The following is a 16,011-nucleotide window of genomic DNA, read 5'->3' as shown; positions in this document are numbered from 1 at the left end:
GAACGGCTATCGAGGCGCTTTGCTTGTGTAGTTGCGCCGTGTAATAGTTGCGAGTTCCGTAACAGCATGGCAAAGCGCCTAGTCCAGTCACCACCAAAGGTTGTACGTGTCAGACGATTCTGCTAAGTCGAGCCGCGTCCGGCTCGCGCGCGGGGTCTCCCCGTGGCTCCTCCCGACGGCGGCCGCGGCGGCCGCCACCGCGCTGCTGACGCGCCGAGACCGGCGCTGGGCCCTGGCTGCGGCCCCGCTGGGTGCGCTCACCGGCGGCATGCTCTGGTTCTTCCGCGACCCCGAGCGCGATCCTGGCGAGGGGCGCATCCTGTCGCCCGCCGACGGCGTGGTGCAGAGCATCGACCCCTGGCCGGACGGCCGCACCCGCGTCGCGATCTTCATGAGCCCCCTGAACGTGCACGTCAATCGTGCGCCTCTTGCGGGAAATGTCACGTCCGTGCAGCATGTCGCAGGTGGGTTCCTGCCGGCGTTCAACAAGGACAGTGACCAGAACGAACGCGTGGTGTGGCATTTCGAGACCGCGCTCGGCGACATCGAGATGGTGCAGATCGCGGGCGCCGTGGCGCGCCGGATCGTGCCGTACCTGAGCGCCGGGGCCAAGGTGGCGCAGACCGAGCGCATCGGCCTCATCCGGTTCGGCTCGCGGGTCGACATCTACCTTCCCGAAGGCATCTCGCCCGCGGTCACCGTGGGGGAGAAGACGGTTGCGGGGGTGACCAGAATTGACCACGGCTGACGCCGGCAGCTGGCAGGCGGGCGAGGAAGAGCCCCGCGGTCCCGTGGGCAAGGCGTTCCGCCTGTCCGCCGCGGACTCGCTCTCGCTGGGCAACGCGGTCTGCGGGTTCCTCGCGGTCTGCGTTCTGGCCTACTCGGCGATTCAGCAGCTCACGGTCGCCGACGGCAAGTTCACGCCCACGCCGAGCTACTTCGCCACGGCCATCGTCCTGCTGCTCATCGGCGCGACCTGCGACCTGTTCGACGGGCTCGTCGCGCGGCGCTTCCGCGCCTCGGCGATGGGCGCCGAGCTGGACAACCTGGCCGACGTGATCAGCTTCGGGTTCGCGCCCGCGTTCATGGTCGTGATCTGGGGCGTCGGCGCGCCGCCTTCGGTGCCGTTCATCGCGGTGGTCACCGCCGCGGCGGCCGTGCTGGTCGCCGGTGTCGTACGCCTGGCGCGCTTCGCGTGCGTCAAGACCAAGAGCGGCGACTTCATGGGCCTGCCCATTCCCATGGGCGCCATGACCGTGATCTCGATCGTGCTGCTGTTCCAGCCCAGCATCTGGGCGCTGTTCGCGGTGCTCGGCGTGGCCTGGCTGATGGTCAGCCGGATCGAGTACCCCAAGCCGAAGGGGCAGCTCGCGGCGGTCGTCCTCGGGTGGATCATGGTGAACGTGGCCTTCCTCACGGTCTGGGTGGCCTGGCCGGAAGGCGGCGACCTGCCGATCAAGATCGGCGCGACCATGCAGATCGCGCTCGTCGCGGCGATCCCGCTGCGCATGTTGTTCTACAAGCGGGAGCTGCGCAAGGAAGCCGAGCGCATCGGCAACTAGGGGATTTTTCATCCATCTTCGGCTTTGATGGATTCATGTCGGCCATGCCGCGCGAGCACACGCGTACGTACTATCTCGGCAAGCTGGCCACGGAGCTGGAGCAGCGCGGGCTGGCCGCCACCCTGCGGGCCAACCCGCCCGCGCTGAGGATCAGCGATCCCGACACCGCGCTGCTGGCCGAGACGATCGACTGCGTGCCGCTGCCCGAGGGGTGGTTCTACCGCTGGTCGTGGGGCGAGCTCGTGGGCCTGGCCGACGATCCCGCCCTGGCGGCTGTGCGTATCGTGCGCGTGCTGGCCGCGGGCGGTTGAGCTACCAGCCTCTGGCCTTCCACTCGGGCAGCGCGGGACGTTCGGCGCCGAGCGTCGTGTCCTTGCCGTGGCCGGGGTAGACCCAGGTGTCGTCGGGCAGGCGGTCGAAGATGCGCTCGGTCACGTCGGTGTAGAGCCGCTCGAAACGCTCCGCGTCCCTGCCGGTGTTGCCCACCCCGCCGGGGAACAGGGAGTCGCCGGTGAACAGGTGACGGCCGTCGGGGCCGCCGTCGTAGAGCAGCGCGATCGAGCCCGGGGTGTGGCCGCGCAGGTGGATGACCTCCAGGCCGACCGGGCCGAGGGAGATCGTGTCGCCGTGGTCGACCGTGCGGCCGGCCGGGACGGGCAGGCCGGGCGCGTCGAGCGGATGGGCGATCACCTCGGCGCCGGTGACCCTGGCCACCTGTTCGAGGGCCTGCCAGTGGTCGCCGTGCTGGTGGGTGGTGACGATCGCGCCGAGCGGCTGGTCGCCGACGAGCGCCAGCAACCGGTCGGCGTCGGCCGCGGCGTCGATCAGCAGCTCGTCGCCGGTCTCGGTGGAACGCAGCAGGTAGGCGTTGTTGTCGTGGGGGCCGACCGCCAGCTTGGAGATGGTCAGGGCGGGCAGCTCGCGCACGTCGGCGGGGCCGCCGACCCGGACGTCGCCGGTGTAGGTCATGGGTAGTCCTTCGGGGGCGTCGCGGGCAGATCAGCGGGGGCCGGCATCGTCAGCCACGGCGGCGGCTCGGGAAGGAGCGCGCCGCCGTCACCAGGCGGCGACGGCTGTCCCGCGGGCACCAGGGTAACGCCCTCGCCGTCCGACCTTCCCGTCAACCAGGCCAGCATGTCGGCCGGGCTGCCCTGGACGGCCGGGCCGTGGCCGAGGTTCTGCCACCTTTGCCCCGGCTCGCCGGTCAGGATGACCTCGCTCACCGTGCTGCGGTCGTACGGCCAGGATCGGCGCAGGTCGTGCAGTTCGCGGCGGACGAACGTCTCCGGCCAGTCGTGGGGGCCGTACCCGGCGCCGAGGTCCACGTGGTGCATGCCCACCTCGCGCAGCCGGCGTACCAGGACGTACCAGGCGGGATGCGACGGCGGCCGCATGCCCCGGACGGGCGCCGGCCACGCCTGCGCGGGCAGGTCGCGGATCGCGGCGGCCAGACGGGCGGCGCTGTCGGCCAGGTCGGCCAGGTGGCGCGCGGCCGGACGGGCGGCGGCGGCCTCGATCTCGGCGGTCCTGGCCTCCGGGGAGCGGTACTGGGGGGTCTCGACGCCCGTCCTGGCCCAGGCGAGGAGGCGGAGGTGGGAGCGTGCGTTGCCGGACAGGTGGGCGAGCACGTGCCCTCTGGTCCAGCCGGGCAGCAGGGACGGGGCCGCGACATCGGCGTCGGACAGGGACGCGGCGGTGGTCAGCAGCCGGTCGGTCGCGGAGGCGAGTTCGGCCTGCACCGCGGGTAGAACGGTCATGTCCAGATATTTCATCACTTAGGTGTCCAAGATCGTGTGCGGGCATAAAGCGGCAGGTCAAGTGGTTGACTGTCAAAGGGCTCCTGCCGACGCGGGAGATGGCCGTAACCTGTGAAGGACGGATTTTCGGGGGCCGGGGATCGGCTCGCCGAAAATGTCGGTGCCCCCGTCTACCATCCCCCGTGGACCTATCCGCCTTTCGACCTCCGGGATCGCCGTGGCAGACCGCCTGATCGTGCGTGGTGCACGAGAACACAACCTCAAGGACGTCTCGCTTGACCTGCCGCGAGACTCGCTGATCGTCTTCACCGGCCTCTCCGGCTCCGGCAAGTCGAGCCTGGCCTTCGACACGATCTTCGCTGAGGGCCAGCGGCGCTACGTCGAGTCCTTGTCGGCCTACGCCCGCCAGTTCCTCGGCCAGATGGACAAACCCGACGTCGACTTCATCGAGGGTCTGTCGCCCGCGGTGTCCATCGACCAGAAGGCCACCAGCAAGAACCCCCGCTCGACCGTCGGCACCATCACCGAGGTCTACGACTACCTGCGCCTGCTGTGGGCGCGCATCGGCAAGCCCCATTGCCCGGCCTGCGGCCGTCCGATCGCCCGGCAGATGCCGCAGCAGATCGTCGACCGCGTGATGGACCTGGAGGAGGGCACCCGTTTCCAGGTGCTCGCCCCCGTCATCCGCGGCCGCAAGGGCGAGTACGCCGAGCTGTTCCGCGAGTTGCAGACCAAGGGCTTCGCGCGGGCCAGGGTCGACGGCACGGTCGTGCGGCTGGAGGAGCCGCCGACGCTGAAGAAGTACGAGAAGCACGACATCGAGGTCATCGTCGACCGCCTGTCGGTCAAGGAGTCCTCGCGTCGCCGGCTCACCGACTCCGTCGAGACCGCGCTGCAGCTGTCCGGCGGCACGATCACGCTGGAGTTCGTCGACCTGCCGGAAGACGACCCGGGCCGCGAGCGCTTCTACTCCGAGCACCTCTACTGCCCCTACGACGACCTGTCGTTCGAGGAGCTGGAGCCGCGCTCGTTCTCCTTCAACTCGCCCTTCGGCGCCTGCCCCGAGTGCACCGGCCTCGGCACCAAGATGGAGGTCGACCCCGACCTGGTGGTGCCCGACCCCGAGCGCACGCTCGGCGACGGCGCGCTGCACCCGTGGTCGGGTGGCCACACCAGCGAATACTTCGTCAGACTGATCGAGGCGCTCGGCCTCACGGTCGGGTTCACCCTCGACACGCCGTGGGAGCGGCTGCCCAAGAAGGCCCAGAAGTCGCTGCTGTACGGCCACGACGAGCAGGTGCACGTCCGGTACAGCAACCGCTACGGCCGCCAGCGCTCGTACTACACCACCTTCGACGGCGTCATCCCCTGGGTGCAGCGCCGGCACGCCGAGGCCGAGAGCGACGCCACGCGCGAGCGCTTCGAGGGCTACATGCGCGAGATCCCGTGCCCGGCCTGCAAGGGCGCCAGGCTCAAGCCGGTCACCCTCGCCGTCACGGTCGACGACCGGTCGATCGCCGAGGTCGCGGCCATGTCGATCGGCGAGTGCGCGAAGTTCCTGGCCGAGCTGAAGCTGTCCGACCGTGACATGCACATCGCCGAGCGGGTGGTCAAGGAGATCAACGCCCGCATGGGCTTCCTGCTCGACGTCGGCCTCGACTACCTCACCATGGACCGCGCCGCCGCCACCCTCGCCGGTGGCGAGGCCCAGCGCATCCGGCTGGCCACGCAGATCGGCTCCGGGCTGGTCGGCGTGCTGTACGTGCTGGACGAGCCGTCCATCGGCCTGCACCAGCGTGACAACATGCGCCTGCTCGACACGCTGATCAGGCTGCGCGACATGGGCAACACGCTGATCGTCGTCGAGCACGACGAGGACACCATCGCCGCCGCCGACTGGGTGGTCGACATCGGTCCCGGCGCCGGCGAGCACGGCGGCCAGGTCGTGGTCTCCGGCACCGTCCAGGAGCTCCTCGCCAGCGAGGAGTCCATGACCGGCCAGTACCTGTCGGGTCGCCGGAGCATCCCGATCCCGGCCAAGCGCCGCAAGCGCGACAAGAAGCGGCAGATCACGGTCAAGGGCGCGCGCGAGCACAACCTCAAGGGCGTCGACATCGAGTTCCCGCTGGGCGTGTTCACGGCGGTGACCGGCGTGTCCGGGTCGGGCAAGTCGACGCTGGTCAACGACATCCTCTACAACGCGCTGGCCAAGGAGCTCAACGGCGCCCGCACGGTGCCGGGGCGGCACTCCCGCATCAACGGCATGGACCAGGTGGACAAGGTCGTGCACGTCGACCAGTCGCCGATCGGCCGTACGCCGCGCTCCAACCCGGCCACCTACACCGGGGTCTTCGACCACGTGCGCAAGCTGTTCGCCCAGACGGCCGAGGCCAAGGTACGCGGCTACCAGCCGGGGCGCTTCAGCTTCAACGTCAAGGGCGGGCGCTGCGAGGCGTGCGCGGGCGACGGCACGATCAAGATCGAGATGAACTTCCTGCCGGACGTCTACGTCCCCTGTGAGGTCTGCCACGGCGCCCGGTACAACCGGGAGACGCTGGAGGTCCACTACAAGGGCAAGACGATCGCCGAGGTGCTCGACATGCCGATCGAGGAGGCGCTGGCCTTCTTCGACGCGATCCCGGCGATCAAGCGGCACCTGCAGACGCTCAACGACGTCGGTCTGGGCTACGTGCGGCTCGGGCAGCCGGCGACCACGCTGTCCGGCGGCGAGGCGCAGCGCGTCAAGCTCGCCTCCGAGCTGCAGCGCCGCCAGACCGGGCGGACGATCTACGTGCTCGACGAGCCCACCACCGGCCTGCACTTCGAGGACATCCGTAGGTTGCTCGGCGTGCTCGGGCGGCTGGTCGACGGCGGGAACACGGTGATCGTCATCGAGCACAACCTCGACGTCATCAAGACCGCCGACTGGATCATCGACATGGGTCCCGAAGGCGGGTCCCGCGGCGGCACGCTCGTGGCCGCGGGCACGCCCGAAGAGGTGGCGCTGGTCAACGAGAGCCACACCGGGCGCTTCCTGCGGAAGATCCTTTCGCTCTGAGTCAGGCGGCGGCTCGGGGTGCGGCTGTGTCTCACTGTGGGTCGGGTGGTGGCTCGGGTTTCGCTGGGAGTCAGGCGGTGGCTCTGGTGCGGCGGCGGCGCTTGGCGGCGTCGCCGCGCTCCAGCCACCACTCGGCGAACAGCAGCGGCAGCACCCAGCCCAGCCAGGCGCTCAGTGCGCCGACCGTGGCGGCCAGCAGCGCCTGGTCGCCGTGGAAGGTGGTGTCGAGCTGCGGTGACAGCGTGATGACGAACACCACGCCCCACAGGCGGTTGGTGATGATCGACATCGTCAGGGTGAAGCTGCGGATCATCCACCTGCGGTGATCGACGAACCTGCGCTGCCTGGCCATCCGCCAGCCGGCCAGGGTGCAGCCCAGCCAGAGCAGCGCCAGCACCACCCCGCTGGCCCTGGTCACCGGGCCGAAGGGCGTGGTCAGGCTGACCACCAGGCCCAGCAGGCCGCCGGGCAGGCAGCCGCCGAAGACGTACACCCGGCCGATCATGCGGTGGGCCCGCGGGTGGCGGGCGCGGAACCACGGCCAGACCTGCAGGCAGCACGAGATCATCGCGATCGAGCCGAAGATCACGTGCAGGGAGAGCACCGCGAAGTGCGGCGGGAAGAAGTCGGGCGCGGGCACCCGCGACCGGCTCGGGTCCAGCGACAGGTAGGGCGGCAGCGAGAAGGCGACGAACGCGATCGCCAGCACCGCGAGCGGAGCCACCCACGGCCGCCGCCACCAGCGCGGCCCGGACGTCGTGGGCGTGGGAGTCTCGGTGAGTGTCATGAGCGACACGCTCGCGCCCGGCGCTGACCGCGGGCGTACCGTCCGCTGACCGTCCGCTGACCGTGCGCCGACCGTGCGCCGACCGCTCGTTGCCTCGACGGTGGCCGTATCGGTCACCCGATGGGCGGACCGAGGGGTGGGGCCAATAAAGTTGAAGCACGGGTAACGGCTTGACCTGCTGGGGGTCGGCGGAGACGCGAAGGGTCGGCTAATTCATGACGGTGACGAATCAGGGCGAAGCCATGCCCGAAAACGGCGGCATCGGGCGGCGCGAGATGCTCGGCGTGGCGGGGGTGGCCGCGTGCGGGCTGGCGCTGGCCGGTTGCGGGGCGGGGGACGCCAAGGCGCAGCCGGTGTCGGGGATCAAGGGCAAGGTGCTCGCCAAGACGGCGGACGTGCCCGTCGGCGGCGGCACGATCGTGCAGGAGTGGCGGATCGTGGTCACGCAGCCCACGAAGGGCGTCTACAAGGCGTTCAGCGCGGTCTGCACGCACAAGGGATGCACGGTCGGCACCCCGAAGGACAACGTCATCACGTGCGCGTGCCACGGCAGCGAGTTCGCCGCCGACAGCGGTCAGGCCACCAAGGGGCCCGCGACCGCGCCGCTGACCGTCTACCAGGTCAAGGTGGAGGGCGACGGCATCGTCGTGGTCTGAGAGCGCGGGCTGAGGCCCGGTCCGCGGGTGCGGACCGAAGAAGGCTTGTTCTGGGTAATTGTGCGTGGTTTCCGGGATTGGGGTCGTGCAGGCTGAACCGGCGCGGGGGCGCCGGCCGTACCTGCATGTGAGACCGAGACCTGGGAGGACGCACCATGACAGAAACGACGCGCCGGACGGTCATGCTCGGCGCCGGAGGCGCCGGGCTCGCGGCGGTTCTGACGGCGTGCGCGAGCTACGGTTCGCCGACGACGGCGGCGAACGAGGCGCCGGCCGCCGATGAGCCGGCCATCGAGGAGTCGTCGTCGGAGCCCAAGAAGAAGGCGAAGAAGAAGGCCAAGGCGCTGGCCGACACCGGCGACATCCAGGTGGGCGGCGGCGCGGTCTTCAAGGACCAGAAGGTCGTGGTGACGCAGCCGACCGAAGGGGAGTTCAAGGCGTTCACGGCGATCTGCACCCATGCGGGATGCACGGTCGCCAGCGTCTCGAACGGCACCATCAACTGCCCCTGCCACGGCAGCAAGTTCAAGATCGAGGACGGTTCGGTGGCCGACGGCCCCGCCGGCGCGCCGCTCGCCGAGAAGAAGATCACCGTGGACGGTGACAAGATCAGACTCGCCTAATCCCCGTCTCATGAATTTCTCACCTGCCTCCGGTTGGGTGGGACGCATGGGAGATGACCTTCGAAGCCGTCGGGCAGTGATAGCGGGTGTCGGCGCGGGCGGGCTGGCGCTGGCGATCAGCGCCTGCGGCGCAAGCACCGAGACCCCGGCGGCCACCGCCCCCGACGCGGGCGGCCAGTCGAGCGCGGCTCAGCCGGGCGCATCGCAGTCGAGCGCCCCGCAGTCCAGCGCTCCGCAGGCCGGTGGCGCGCTGGCCAAGACCGCCGACATCCCCGTCGGCGGGGGCACGATCTTCAAGGACCAGAAGATCGTGGTGACGCAGCCGACGGCGGGCGAGTTCAAGGCCTTCAGCGCGATCTGCACGCACAAGGGCTGCCCCGTGGGCAGCGTCGCGGACGGCGCGATCGTGTGCCCGTGCCACGGCAGCAAGTTCAACATCGCCGACGGCTCGGTCACCGACGGGCCGGCCGACAAGTCGCTGGCCGCCCAGCAGATCAAGGTGGAGGGCGACCAGATCACCCTCGCGTGACCCGAACCGCGGTGAGCCCGTCGTGCCGTCCGAAGGTTCGGCGGGTCACCTTGTCGGTGGCGCCTACTAGTCTTTGACCGTGGCGAGAGCAGCGGGCAGCCCCTTGAGTTTCCGGCCCAGACCAGGTTCGATCCCCGAGTCGCCGGGGGTCTACCGGTTCAGGGACGCGCACGGCCGGGTGATCTACGTCGGCAAGGCCAAGAGCCTGCGGCAGCGGCTCAACTCCTACTTCGCCGACTTCTCCGCGCTGCATCCGCGCACCCAGTCGATGCTCACCACGGCCGCCGACGTCGACTGGACCGTCGTCGGCACCGAGGTCGAGGCGCTGCAGCTCGAATACTCCTGGATCAAGGAGTTCGACCCGCGCTTCAACGTCAAGTACCGCGACGACAAGTCCTACCCCTACCTCGCGGTGACGATGGGGGAGGATTTCCCGCGCGTCCAGGTCATGCGGGGCGCCAAGCGCAAGGGCACCCGCTACTTCGGCCCCTACTCGCACGCCTGGGCCATCCGCGAGACCGTCGACCTGCTGCTGCGCGTCTTCCCCGTGCGCACGTGCAGCGCCGGGGTGTTCAAGCGGGCCGGGCAGATCGGCCGTCCGTGCCTGCTGGGCTACATCGACAAGTGCTCGGCGCCGTGCGTGGGCCGGGTGACCCCGCAGGAGCACCGCGAGCTGGCCGAAGACTTCTGCGACTTCATGGCGGGCAACACCACCCGCTTCATCAAGCGCCTCGAGAAGGACATGCGCGAGGCCGCCGGCGAGCAGGAGTACGAGCGGGCGGCCCGGCTGCGCGACGACATCCAGGCGCTGCAGCGCGCGCTGGAGAAGCAGGCCGTGGTGCTCGGCGAGGCCACCGACGCCGACGTGATCGCGCTGGCCGAGGATCCGCTGGAGGCCGCCGTCCAGGTGTTCTACGTGCGCGGGGGCCGCATCCGCGGTCAGCGGGGCTGGGTGGTCGACAAGGTCGAGGAGACCTCGCCCGGCGAGCTGGTCGAGCAGTTCCTGCTGCAGATGTACGGCGAGGCCGGCCCCGAGTCGATGCCGCGCGAGGTGCTGGTGCCCGCGCTGCCGCCCGACGCCGAGGCGGTCGCCGAGCTGCTGACCGAGCAGCGCAGGGCCCGGGTCGAGGTGCGCGTCCCGCAGCGCGGCGACAAGAAGGCGCTGATGGAGACCGTCGAGCGCAACGCCAAGGAGTCCCTGGCCCAGCACAAGATCCGCCGCGCCGGCGACCTGACCACGCGCAGCAAGGCGTTGCAGGAGATCGCCGACGCGCTCGACCTCGACCAGGCGCCGCTGCGCGTCGAGTGCTACGACGTCTCCCATCTGCAGGGCGAGAACGTCGTGGCGTCCATGGTGGTCTTCGAGGACGGTCTGGCTCGCAAGAGCGAGTACCGGCGCTTCGCGATCAAGACCAAGGAGGGCGACGTCGCCTCGATCCACGAGGTGATCATGCGGCGGTTCCGGCGTTACCTGGAGGAACGTTCGGCCACCGGCGAGCTGGCCGCCGAGGACGACGACGGCCACGGGCCCATCGACCCCGAGACCGGCAAACCGCGCAAGTTCGCCTACCCGCCCAACCTGGTCGTCGTCGACGGCGCGGGCCCCCAGGCGGCCGCCGCGCAGCGGGCGCTCGACGAGCTCGGCATCGACGACGTCGCGGTGTGCGGCCTGGCCAAGCGGCTGGAGGAGGTGTGGTTGCCCGGCGACGACCAGCCAGTGATCATGCCTCGTTCAAGTGAGGGTCTCTACCTGCTGCAACGCGTCCGCGACGAAGCACACAGGTTCGCCATCACCTACCATCGTTCCAAGAGGTCCAAGTCAGTGAAGGAGAGCGCGCTCGACGGCGTGCCCGGCCTCGGGCCGGCGCGCAGGCAGGCGTTGCTCAAGCACTTCGGCTCCGTCAAGAAGCTACGCGAGGCCAGCGCGGCCGAGATCTGCGAGGTTCCCGGCATCGGGCCGGCCCTCGCCGAGGTCATCGTGTCGACGCTGAAGGGAGATACATCGTGAACACCCGCGAGGGAGCGCAGGGTGTCGGCGAACGGAGTGAGGCCATGAGCACCGAGCCGGCGTTCGTCATCGTCACCGGCATGTCCGGGGCGGGGCGCAGCACGGCCGCCAAGGCGCTGGAAGACCTGGGCTGGTTCGTCATCGACAACCTGCCGCCGGGGCTGCTGTTCGCGATGGCGGAGGAGGCGGGCAAGGTCAAGCTGGCCGCCGACAAGGTGGCCGCGGTCGTCGACGTGCGCAGCCTGGCCTTCACCACCGACCTCAACGCGGCCATCGAGGAGCTGGAGGGCCGCGGCGTTCGCGTACGGGTCGTCTTCCTCGAGGCCAGCGACGAGGAGCTGGTGCGCAGGTTCGAGAACGTCCGCCGGCCCCACCCGCTGCAGGGCGAGGGCCGCCTGGTCGACGGCATCACCCGCGAGCGCGGCATCCTGCGCGAGGTGCGGGCCAACGCCGACCTGGTGATCGACACCTCGTCCCACAACGTGCACGACCTGCGCAACAAGATCGTCGCCTACTTCGGCGGCGAGGACCGCCCGGGGCTGCGGCTCAACGTCGTCTCGTTCGGGTTCAAGTACGGCCTGCCGGTCGACGCCGACCTCGTCGTCGACTGCCGGTTCCTGCCCAATCCCCACTGGGTGCCCGAGCTGCGGCCGATGAACGGCCTCGACGCGCCGGTCAGCGACTACGTGCTCGGCCAGCCGGGCGCCAAGGAGTTCCTCGACGCCTACGAGGAGGTCCTGCAGGTGGTCGCCACCGGCTACGCCCGCGAGGGCAAGAGCTACGCGACCCTGGCCGTGGGCTGCACGGGCGGCAAGCACCGCAGCGTGGCCATGGCCGAGCAGGTCGCCGCCCGCCTGCGTGACCGCGGCATGGAGGTCCAGGTCAGTCACCGGGATGTGGGGCGGGAGTGACCCATGAACGTATGGAGGCGGGGCTGCCCCACCCGCTGAACGGTCCCCACGTGGTGGCCCTCGGCGGCGGCCACGGGCTCTACGCCTCGCTGTCGGCCTTACGGGTCGTGACCGACCGGCTGACCGCGGTGGTGACCGTGGCCGACGACGGCGGCTCCAGCGGCCGGCTGCGCCGCGAGCTCGGCGTGCTGCCGCCCGGCGACCTGCGCATGGCGCTGGCCGCGCTGTGCGGCGACGACGAGTGGGGCATCACCTGGAGCGAGGTCGTCCAGCACCGCTTCCGCAGTGAGGGCGAGCTCCACGGGCACGCCGTCGGCAACCTGCTGATCGTGGCGCTGTGGGAACTGCTCGGCGACTCGGTGGCCGGCCTCGACTGGGTGGGCCGGCTGCTCGGCGCGCACGGCCGGGTGCTGCCGATGGCCTCGGTGCCGCTCGACATCGTGGCCGAGGTCGAGCTCGACGGCGTCACCTCGACCGTGCGCGGCCAGGTCGCCTGCGCGCTCACGCCGGGCCGGGTGCAGGCCATCTCCCTGGTGCCCGAAGACCCGCCCGCGCGTCCCGAGGCGGTCGCCGCGGTGCACGAGGCCGACTGGCTGGTGTTCGGGCCGGGCTCGTGGTTCACCAGCGTGCTGCCGCACCTGAAGGTCCCCGAGCTGGCCCGCGCGCTGCACGACAGCAAGGCCAAGCGGCTCGTCACCCTCAACCTGGCCCCCCAGCCGGGCGAGACCGACGACTTCTCCCCCCAGCAGCACCTGGAGGTGCTCCGCCAGCACGCCCCCGACCTGGCCTTCGACGTCGTGCTGGCCGACACCGGCGTGGTCGACGACCTCGACGCCCTGGACAAGGCCGCGGCGGCGCTCGGCGCCCGGCTCGTCCTGGCCGACGTGGCCGCGGCCGACGGCTCGCCCCGGCATGACCCACGACGTCTTGCCTCCGTCCTGGACGAGATTTTCCTCCAGAAGCGTTGATCCTGGTCGGCGTGGCGCGAAGGTGCGAGAGACTGGCGGGGCCGGTCTGAATGGGGGAAGGACTAACGCTTATGGCGATGACAGGTGTGGTGAAGGACGAACTGAGCCGCCTGCCGGTGCTGAAACCGTGCTGCCGCAAGGCGGAGGTGTCCACGCTGCTGCGGTTCGCCAGCGGCCTGCACCTGGTGGGCGGCCGCATCGTGATCGAGGCCGAGCTCGACACCAACGCCACCGCGCGGCGGCTGATCAAGGACATCGGCGAGGTGTTCGGCCACAAGGCCGAGGTGCTCGTGCTCGCGCCGGCCGGGCTGCGCAAGGGCTCGCGCTACGTGGTGCGCGTCTACCGCGACGGTGAGGCGCTGGCCCGGCAGACGGGCCTGATCGACAACCACGGGCGCCCGGTGCGCGGCCTGCCCCGGCAGGTGGTGGCGGGCGCGGCCTGCGACGCCGAGGCGGCCTGGCGGGGCGCCTTCCTGGCGCACGGCTCGCTGACCGAGCCGGGGCGTTCGATGTCCCTGGAGGTCACCTGCCCGGGGCCGGAGGCCGCGCTCGCGCTGGTCGGCTCGGCCCGGCGGCTGAAGATTCATGCGAAGGCCCGGGAGGTGCGCGGCGTCGACCGCGTCGTGGTCCGCGACGGCGACGCGATCAGCGCGCTGCTCACCCGCCTCGGCGCGCACGACAGCGTGCTGGCCTGGGAGGAGCGCCGGATGCGCCGCGAGGTGCGGGCCACCGCCAACCGGCTGGCCAACTTCGACGACGCCAACCTGCGGCGTTCGGCGCGGGCGGCCGTCGCGGCGGGCGCGCGGGTGCAGCGCGCGCTGGAGATCCTCGGCGAGGAGGCGCCGGACCACCTGGTGGTGGCCGGGCGGCTGCGGGTGGAGCACAAGCAGGCGTCGCTGGAGGAGCTGGGCCAGATCGCCGACCCGCCGCTGACCAAGGACGCCATCGCAGGGCGCATCAGGCGGCTGCTGGCGATGGCCGACAAGCGCGCCTCCGACCTGGGCATCCCCAACACCGAGGCCAACCTCACCGTCGACATGCTGGCGCCGTAGCGGGCTCGCCGCCGTGCGGGCGCCCGCGGCGCCGTCCGGGAGACCCCCATCCTGTACGGCTCCGCGCGGTGCCCCGCACGCGCCGACGTCCCTGTACGCCCGTCATGGCCGGTCGTGAGGGCTCACGGGCCGCTCGCCGTGACGAAGCGCGCCGTGGGCCGCCCGACGGCGACCGAACGGGCTGCCGTCAGTCCCTGGCGGGCTTGCGCGGCGTGAACAGGTCCGCGGGCGCGGCCTCCTGCACGGGCGACTGCGCGAGCGACTGTGCGGACGAGTGGGCGGACGAGTGGGCGGACGAGTGGGCGGGCGGTTGTGCGGGCTCGAAGGGCGCCCGGTACTCCTGCCCGGCCTCCTCCGCCGCCTCCTGGGCCAGGGCTGCCCGGTCGGCGCGGCGTACGCGGAAGACGCGCAGCGTGACCAGCAGGAGCGCGGCCACGGCGGCGACCGCGATGTACAGCCACATCTGCCACGTCTGCGCGAGCGGCTCGCGGTAGACCGCCAGGGCGCGGGGAAGTCCCTCACCTGCGTTGGCCGCCGTGATGTCGCCGAGCCGCGGGGAGGAGGGCGCGCCGGTCGCGGGGGTGCTCCGCGCGGCGCCGATCATGATGGACACGCCCGAGATCTGGCCGCCGGCGACGGCCGCCGCCGCGTACAGGGCGGCCACCACCGGCAGCGCCCGGTTGCGCGGACGGGCCGCGCCCACGGCCAGGGCGACCAGCAGCGCGATCAGGAGCGACAGCGTCACCGACAGGGCGTGGCCGTTGCCCAGGGTGGCGACGGCCTTCGGCAGCCGGTCCTGGAAGAGCACCGCGAACCCCAGGGCCGCCGCGCAGACCAGCGCGGCGACCAGCCCCGCGATCAGTCCAGGAAGCAGGCCGGACCGCTTATGTGACATCTCAGCCCCCAGAGAATGCACGAATTTACTCCGACGAGTCGGGCACTTTACTCGAAGCTCGCAAATTGTGCCCCCTGAACGGGGATACGCAGGGCGGCACCTGAAGTGGTCTAAACCAATTTGGGTCCGATAGTGTTCGTGGTTGAGATTCAACCGCCATCTGTTCGAGGAGATCGGTTTCCGTGAGCATCCGCGTAGGCGTCAACGGCTTCGGCCGCATCGGTCGCAACTTCTGGCGCGCGGTCGCCGCCAGCGGCAAGGACATCGAGATCGTCGCGGTCAACGACCTGACCGACAACGCGACGCTCGCCCATCTGCTGAAGTACGACAGCATCCTGGGCCGTCTGCCGTACGAGGTGAAGGCCTCCAGCGACGAGATCACCGTCGACGGCAAGGCGATCAAGGCGTTCGCGGAGCGCGACCCGGCCAAGCTGCCCTGGGGCGACCTCGGCGTCGACGTCGTGGTGGAGTCGACCGGCCTGTTCACCGACGCCTCCAAGGCCAAGGTGCACGCCGACAACGGCGCCAAGAAGGTCATCATCTCCGCGCCGGCCAAGAACGAGGACGTCACCATCGTGATGGGCGTCAACGAGGACGTCTACGACCCGGCCAGCCACACGATCATCTCCAACGCGTCCTGCACCACCAACTGCCTGGCCCCGATGGCCAAGGTCATCCACGACACCTTCACCATCGAGAAGGGTCTGATGACCACCATCCACGCATACACGCAGGACCAGAACCTGCAGGACGGCCCGCACAAGGACCTGCGCCGCGCCCGCGCCGCCGCCCTCAACGTGGTGCCCACCTCCACCGGCGCCGCCAAGGCCATCGGCCTGGTGCTGCCCGACCTCAAGGGCAAGCTCGACGGCTTCGCCATGCGCGTGCCGATCCCCACCGGCTCGGCCACCGACCTCACCGTCGACGTCAGCCGCGAGGTCACCGCCGAGGAGGTCAACGCCGCGATCAAGGCCGCCGCCGAGGGCCCGCTCAAGGGCATCCTCAGCTACACCGAGGACGAGATCGTCTCCTCCGACATCGTCACCGACCCCCACTCCTGCATCTTCGACGCCGGCCTCACCAAGGTCATCGGCAACCAGGTCAAGGTCGTCGGCTGGTACGACAACGAGTGGGGCTACTCCAACCGCCTCGCCGACCTGATCGAGCTGGTCGGCCGCGGCCTGTGAGCGTGGTCGAGGCCGCTG

At 70.6% G+C, this 16,011-nt stretch carries 16 protein-coding genes; 12 read left to right on the top strand and 4 right to left on the bottom strand.

Features of this window, described 5'->3' with window-relative positions; translation table 11 throughout:
- Nucleotides 1–106: 106 nt before the first annotated feature.
- Genes ABZ444_RS23240 through ABZ444_RS23230 form a run of 3 tightly spaced genes read left to right on the top strand, consistent with a single transcriptional unit; the run spans nt 107 to nt 1,873 of the window.
- Nucleotides 107–748: a phosphatidylserine decarboxylase gene (locus tag ABZ444_RS23240; RefSeq protein WP_358000393.1), complete on the top strand. Its 642-nt coding sequence runs from the start codon at nt 107–109 to the stop codon at nt 746–748.
- Complete coding sequence (gene pssA, locus ABZ444_RS23235) at nt 735–1,562, top strand: CDP-diacylglycerol--serine O-phosphatidyltransferase (protein ID WP_352364447.1); 828 nt, start codon at nt 735–737, stop codon at nt 1,560–1,562. The genes ABZ444_RS23240 and pssA overlap by 14 nt, the downstream gene beginning before the upstream one ends.
- 35 nt (nt 1,563–1,597) lie before the next feature.
- On the top strand, nt 1,598–1,873 hold the full coding sequence (locus tag ABZ444_RS23230; protein WP_358000328.1) for a hypothetical protein: 276 nt from the start codon (nt 1,598–1,600) through the stop codon (nt 1,871–1,873).
- Nucleotide 1,874: 1 nt separating this feature from the next.
- On the opposite strand, the gene ABZ444_RS23225 is transcribed toward ABZ444_RS23230, so the two are convergent.
- Together ABZ444_RS23225 and ABZ444_RS23220 are read right to left on the bottom strand one after the other, a co-directional pair.
- Nucleotides 1,875–2,531 (bottom strand): MBL fold metallo-hydrolase, encoded by a 657-nt coding sequence (locus tag ABZ444_RS23225; RefSeq protein WP_358000325.1) that lies wholly within the window; start codon nt 2,529–2,531, stop codon nt 1,875–1,877.
- Nucleotides 2,528–3,319 (bottom strand): maleylpyruvate isomerase family mycothiol-dependent enzyme, encoded by a 792-nt coding sequence (locus tag ABZ444_RS23220; protein WP_358000322.1) that lies wholly within the window; start codon nt 3,317–3,319, stop codon nt 2,528–2,530. The genes ABZ444_RS23225 and ABZ444_RS23220 overlap by 4 nt, the downstream gene beginning before the upstream one ends.
- A 217-nt stretch (nt 3,320–3,536) precedes the next feature.
- Between ABZ444_RS23220 and uvrA the strand changes: the two genes are divergently transcribed.
- On the top strand, nt 3,537–6,377 hold the full coding sequence (gene uvrA / locus ABZ444_RS23215; protein WP_357983431.1) for an excinuclease ABC subunit UvrA: 2,841 nt from the start codon (nt 3,537–3,539) through the stop codon (nt 6,375–6,377).
- A 70-nt stretch (nt 6,378–6,447) separates the two neighbouring features.
- Here uvrA and ABZ444_RS23210 read toward each other — a convergent pair whose 3' ends face one another.
- Nucleotides 6,448–7,164 (bottom strand): DUF2306 domain-containing protein, encoded by a 717-nt coding sequence (locus ABZ444_RS23210; RefSeq protein WP_358000319.1) that lies wholly within the window; start codon nt 7,162–7,164, stop codon nt 6,448–6,450.
- 242 nt (nt 7,165–7,406) lie between these two features.
- Here ABZ444_RS23210 and ABZ444_RS23205 point away from each other — a divergent pair, with 242 nt between their 5' ends.
- The 7 genes from ABZ444_RS23205 to whiA all read left to right on the top strand — a co-directional run bounded on the left by ABZ444_RS23205 (nt 7,407) and on the right by whiA (nt 13,911).
- Nucleotides 7,407–7,820, top strand: a complete 414-nt coding sequence (locus ABZ444_RS23205; RefSeq protein ID WP_358000316.1) for a Rieske (2Fe-2S) protein — start codon at nt 7,407–7,409, stop codon at nt 7,818–7,820.
- A gap of 155 nt (nt 7,821–7,975) precedes the next feature.
- Complete coding sequence (locus tag ABZ444_RS23200) at nt 7,976–8,443, top strand: Rieske (2Fe-2S) protein (protein ID WP_358000313.1); 468 nt, start codon at nt 7,976–7,978, stop codon at nt 8,441–8,443.
- Nucleotides 8,444–8,519: 76 nt separating this feature from the next.
- Nucleotides 8,520–8,972: a Rieske (2Fe-2S) protein gene (locus ABZ444_RS23195; RefSeq protein WP_358000310.1), complete on the top strand. Its 453-nt coding sequence runs from the start codon at nt 8,520–8,522 to the stop codon at nt 8,970–8,972.
- A gap of 103 nt (nt 8,973–9,075) precedes the next feature.
- Nucleotides 9,076–10,980: an excinuclease ABC subunit UvrC gene (gene uvrC / locus ABZ444_RS23190; RefSeq protein ID WP_358000390.1), complete on the top strand. Its 1,905-nt coding sequence runs from the start codon at nt 9,076–9,078 to the stop codon at nt 10,978–10,980.
- 44 nt (nt 10,981–11,024) lie between these two features.
- Nucleotides 11,025–11,891, top strand: coding sequence for an RNase adapter RapZ (gene rapZ, locus ABZ444_RS23185; RefSeq protein WP_357705735.1), 867 nt, complete (start codon nt 11,025–11,027; stop codon nt 11,889–11,891).
- A gap of 11 nt (nt 11,892–11,902) precedes the next feature.
- Nucleotides 11,903–12,859 (top strand): uridine diphosphate-N-acetylglucosamine-binding protein YvcK, encoded by a 957-nt coding sequence (gene yvcK / locus ABZ444_RS23180; RefSeq protein ID WP_358000387.1) that lies wholly within the window; start codon nt 11,903–11,905, stop codon nt 12,857–12,859.
- Nucleotides 12,860–12,930: 71 nt separating this feature from the next.
- The gene (gene whiA / locus ABZ444_RS23175; RefSeq protein WP_138714326.1) at nt 12,931–13,911 is read left to right on the top strand and encodes a DNA-binding protein WhiA; all 981 of its coding nucleotides are present in this window, start codon (nt 12,931–12,933) and stop codon (nt 13,909–13,911) included.
- A 187-nt stretch (nt 13,912–14,098) separates the two neighbouring features.
- On the opposite strand, the gene ABZ444_RS23170 is transcribed toward whiA, so the two are convergent.
- Entirely contained in the window at nt 14,099–14,806 is a 708-nt protein-coding gene (locus tag ABZ444_RS23170) for a hypothetical protein (protein ID WP_358000308.1), read from the bottom strand.
- Nucleotides 14,807–14,988: 182 nt separating this feature from the next.
- Here ABZ444_RS23170 and gap point away from each other — a divergent pair, with 182 nt between their 5' ends.
- Nucleotides 14,989–15,993 (top strand): type I glyceraldehyde-3-phosphate dehydrogenase, encoded by a 1,005-nt coding sequence (gene gap, locus ABZ444_RS23165; protein WP_357983413.1) that lies wholly within the window; start codon nt 14,989–14,991, stop codon nt 15,991–15,993.
- The last annotated feature ends 18 nt before the right edge of the window (nt 15,994–16,011 follow it).

The organism is Nonomuraea sp. NPDC005730 (assembly GCF_040630865.1).
Lineage (GTDB): Bacteria > Actinomycetota > Actinomycetes > Streptosporangiales > Streptosporangiaceae > Nonomuraea.
Note: the sequence above shows the minus strand (reverse complement) of the source record. Positions and strands in the feature narration are given on the sequence as shown.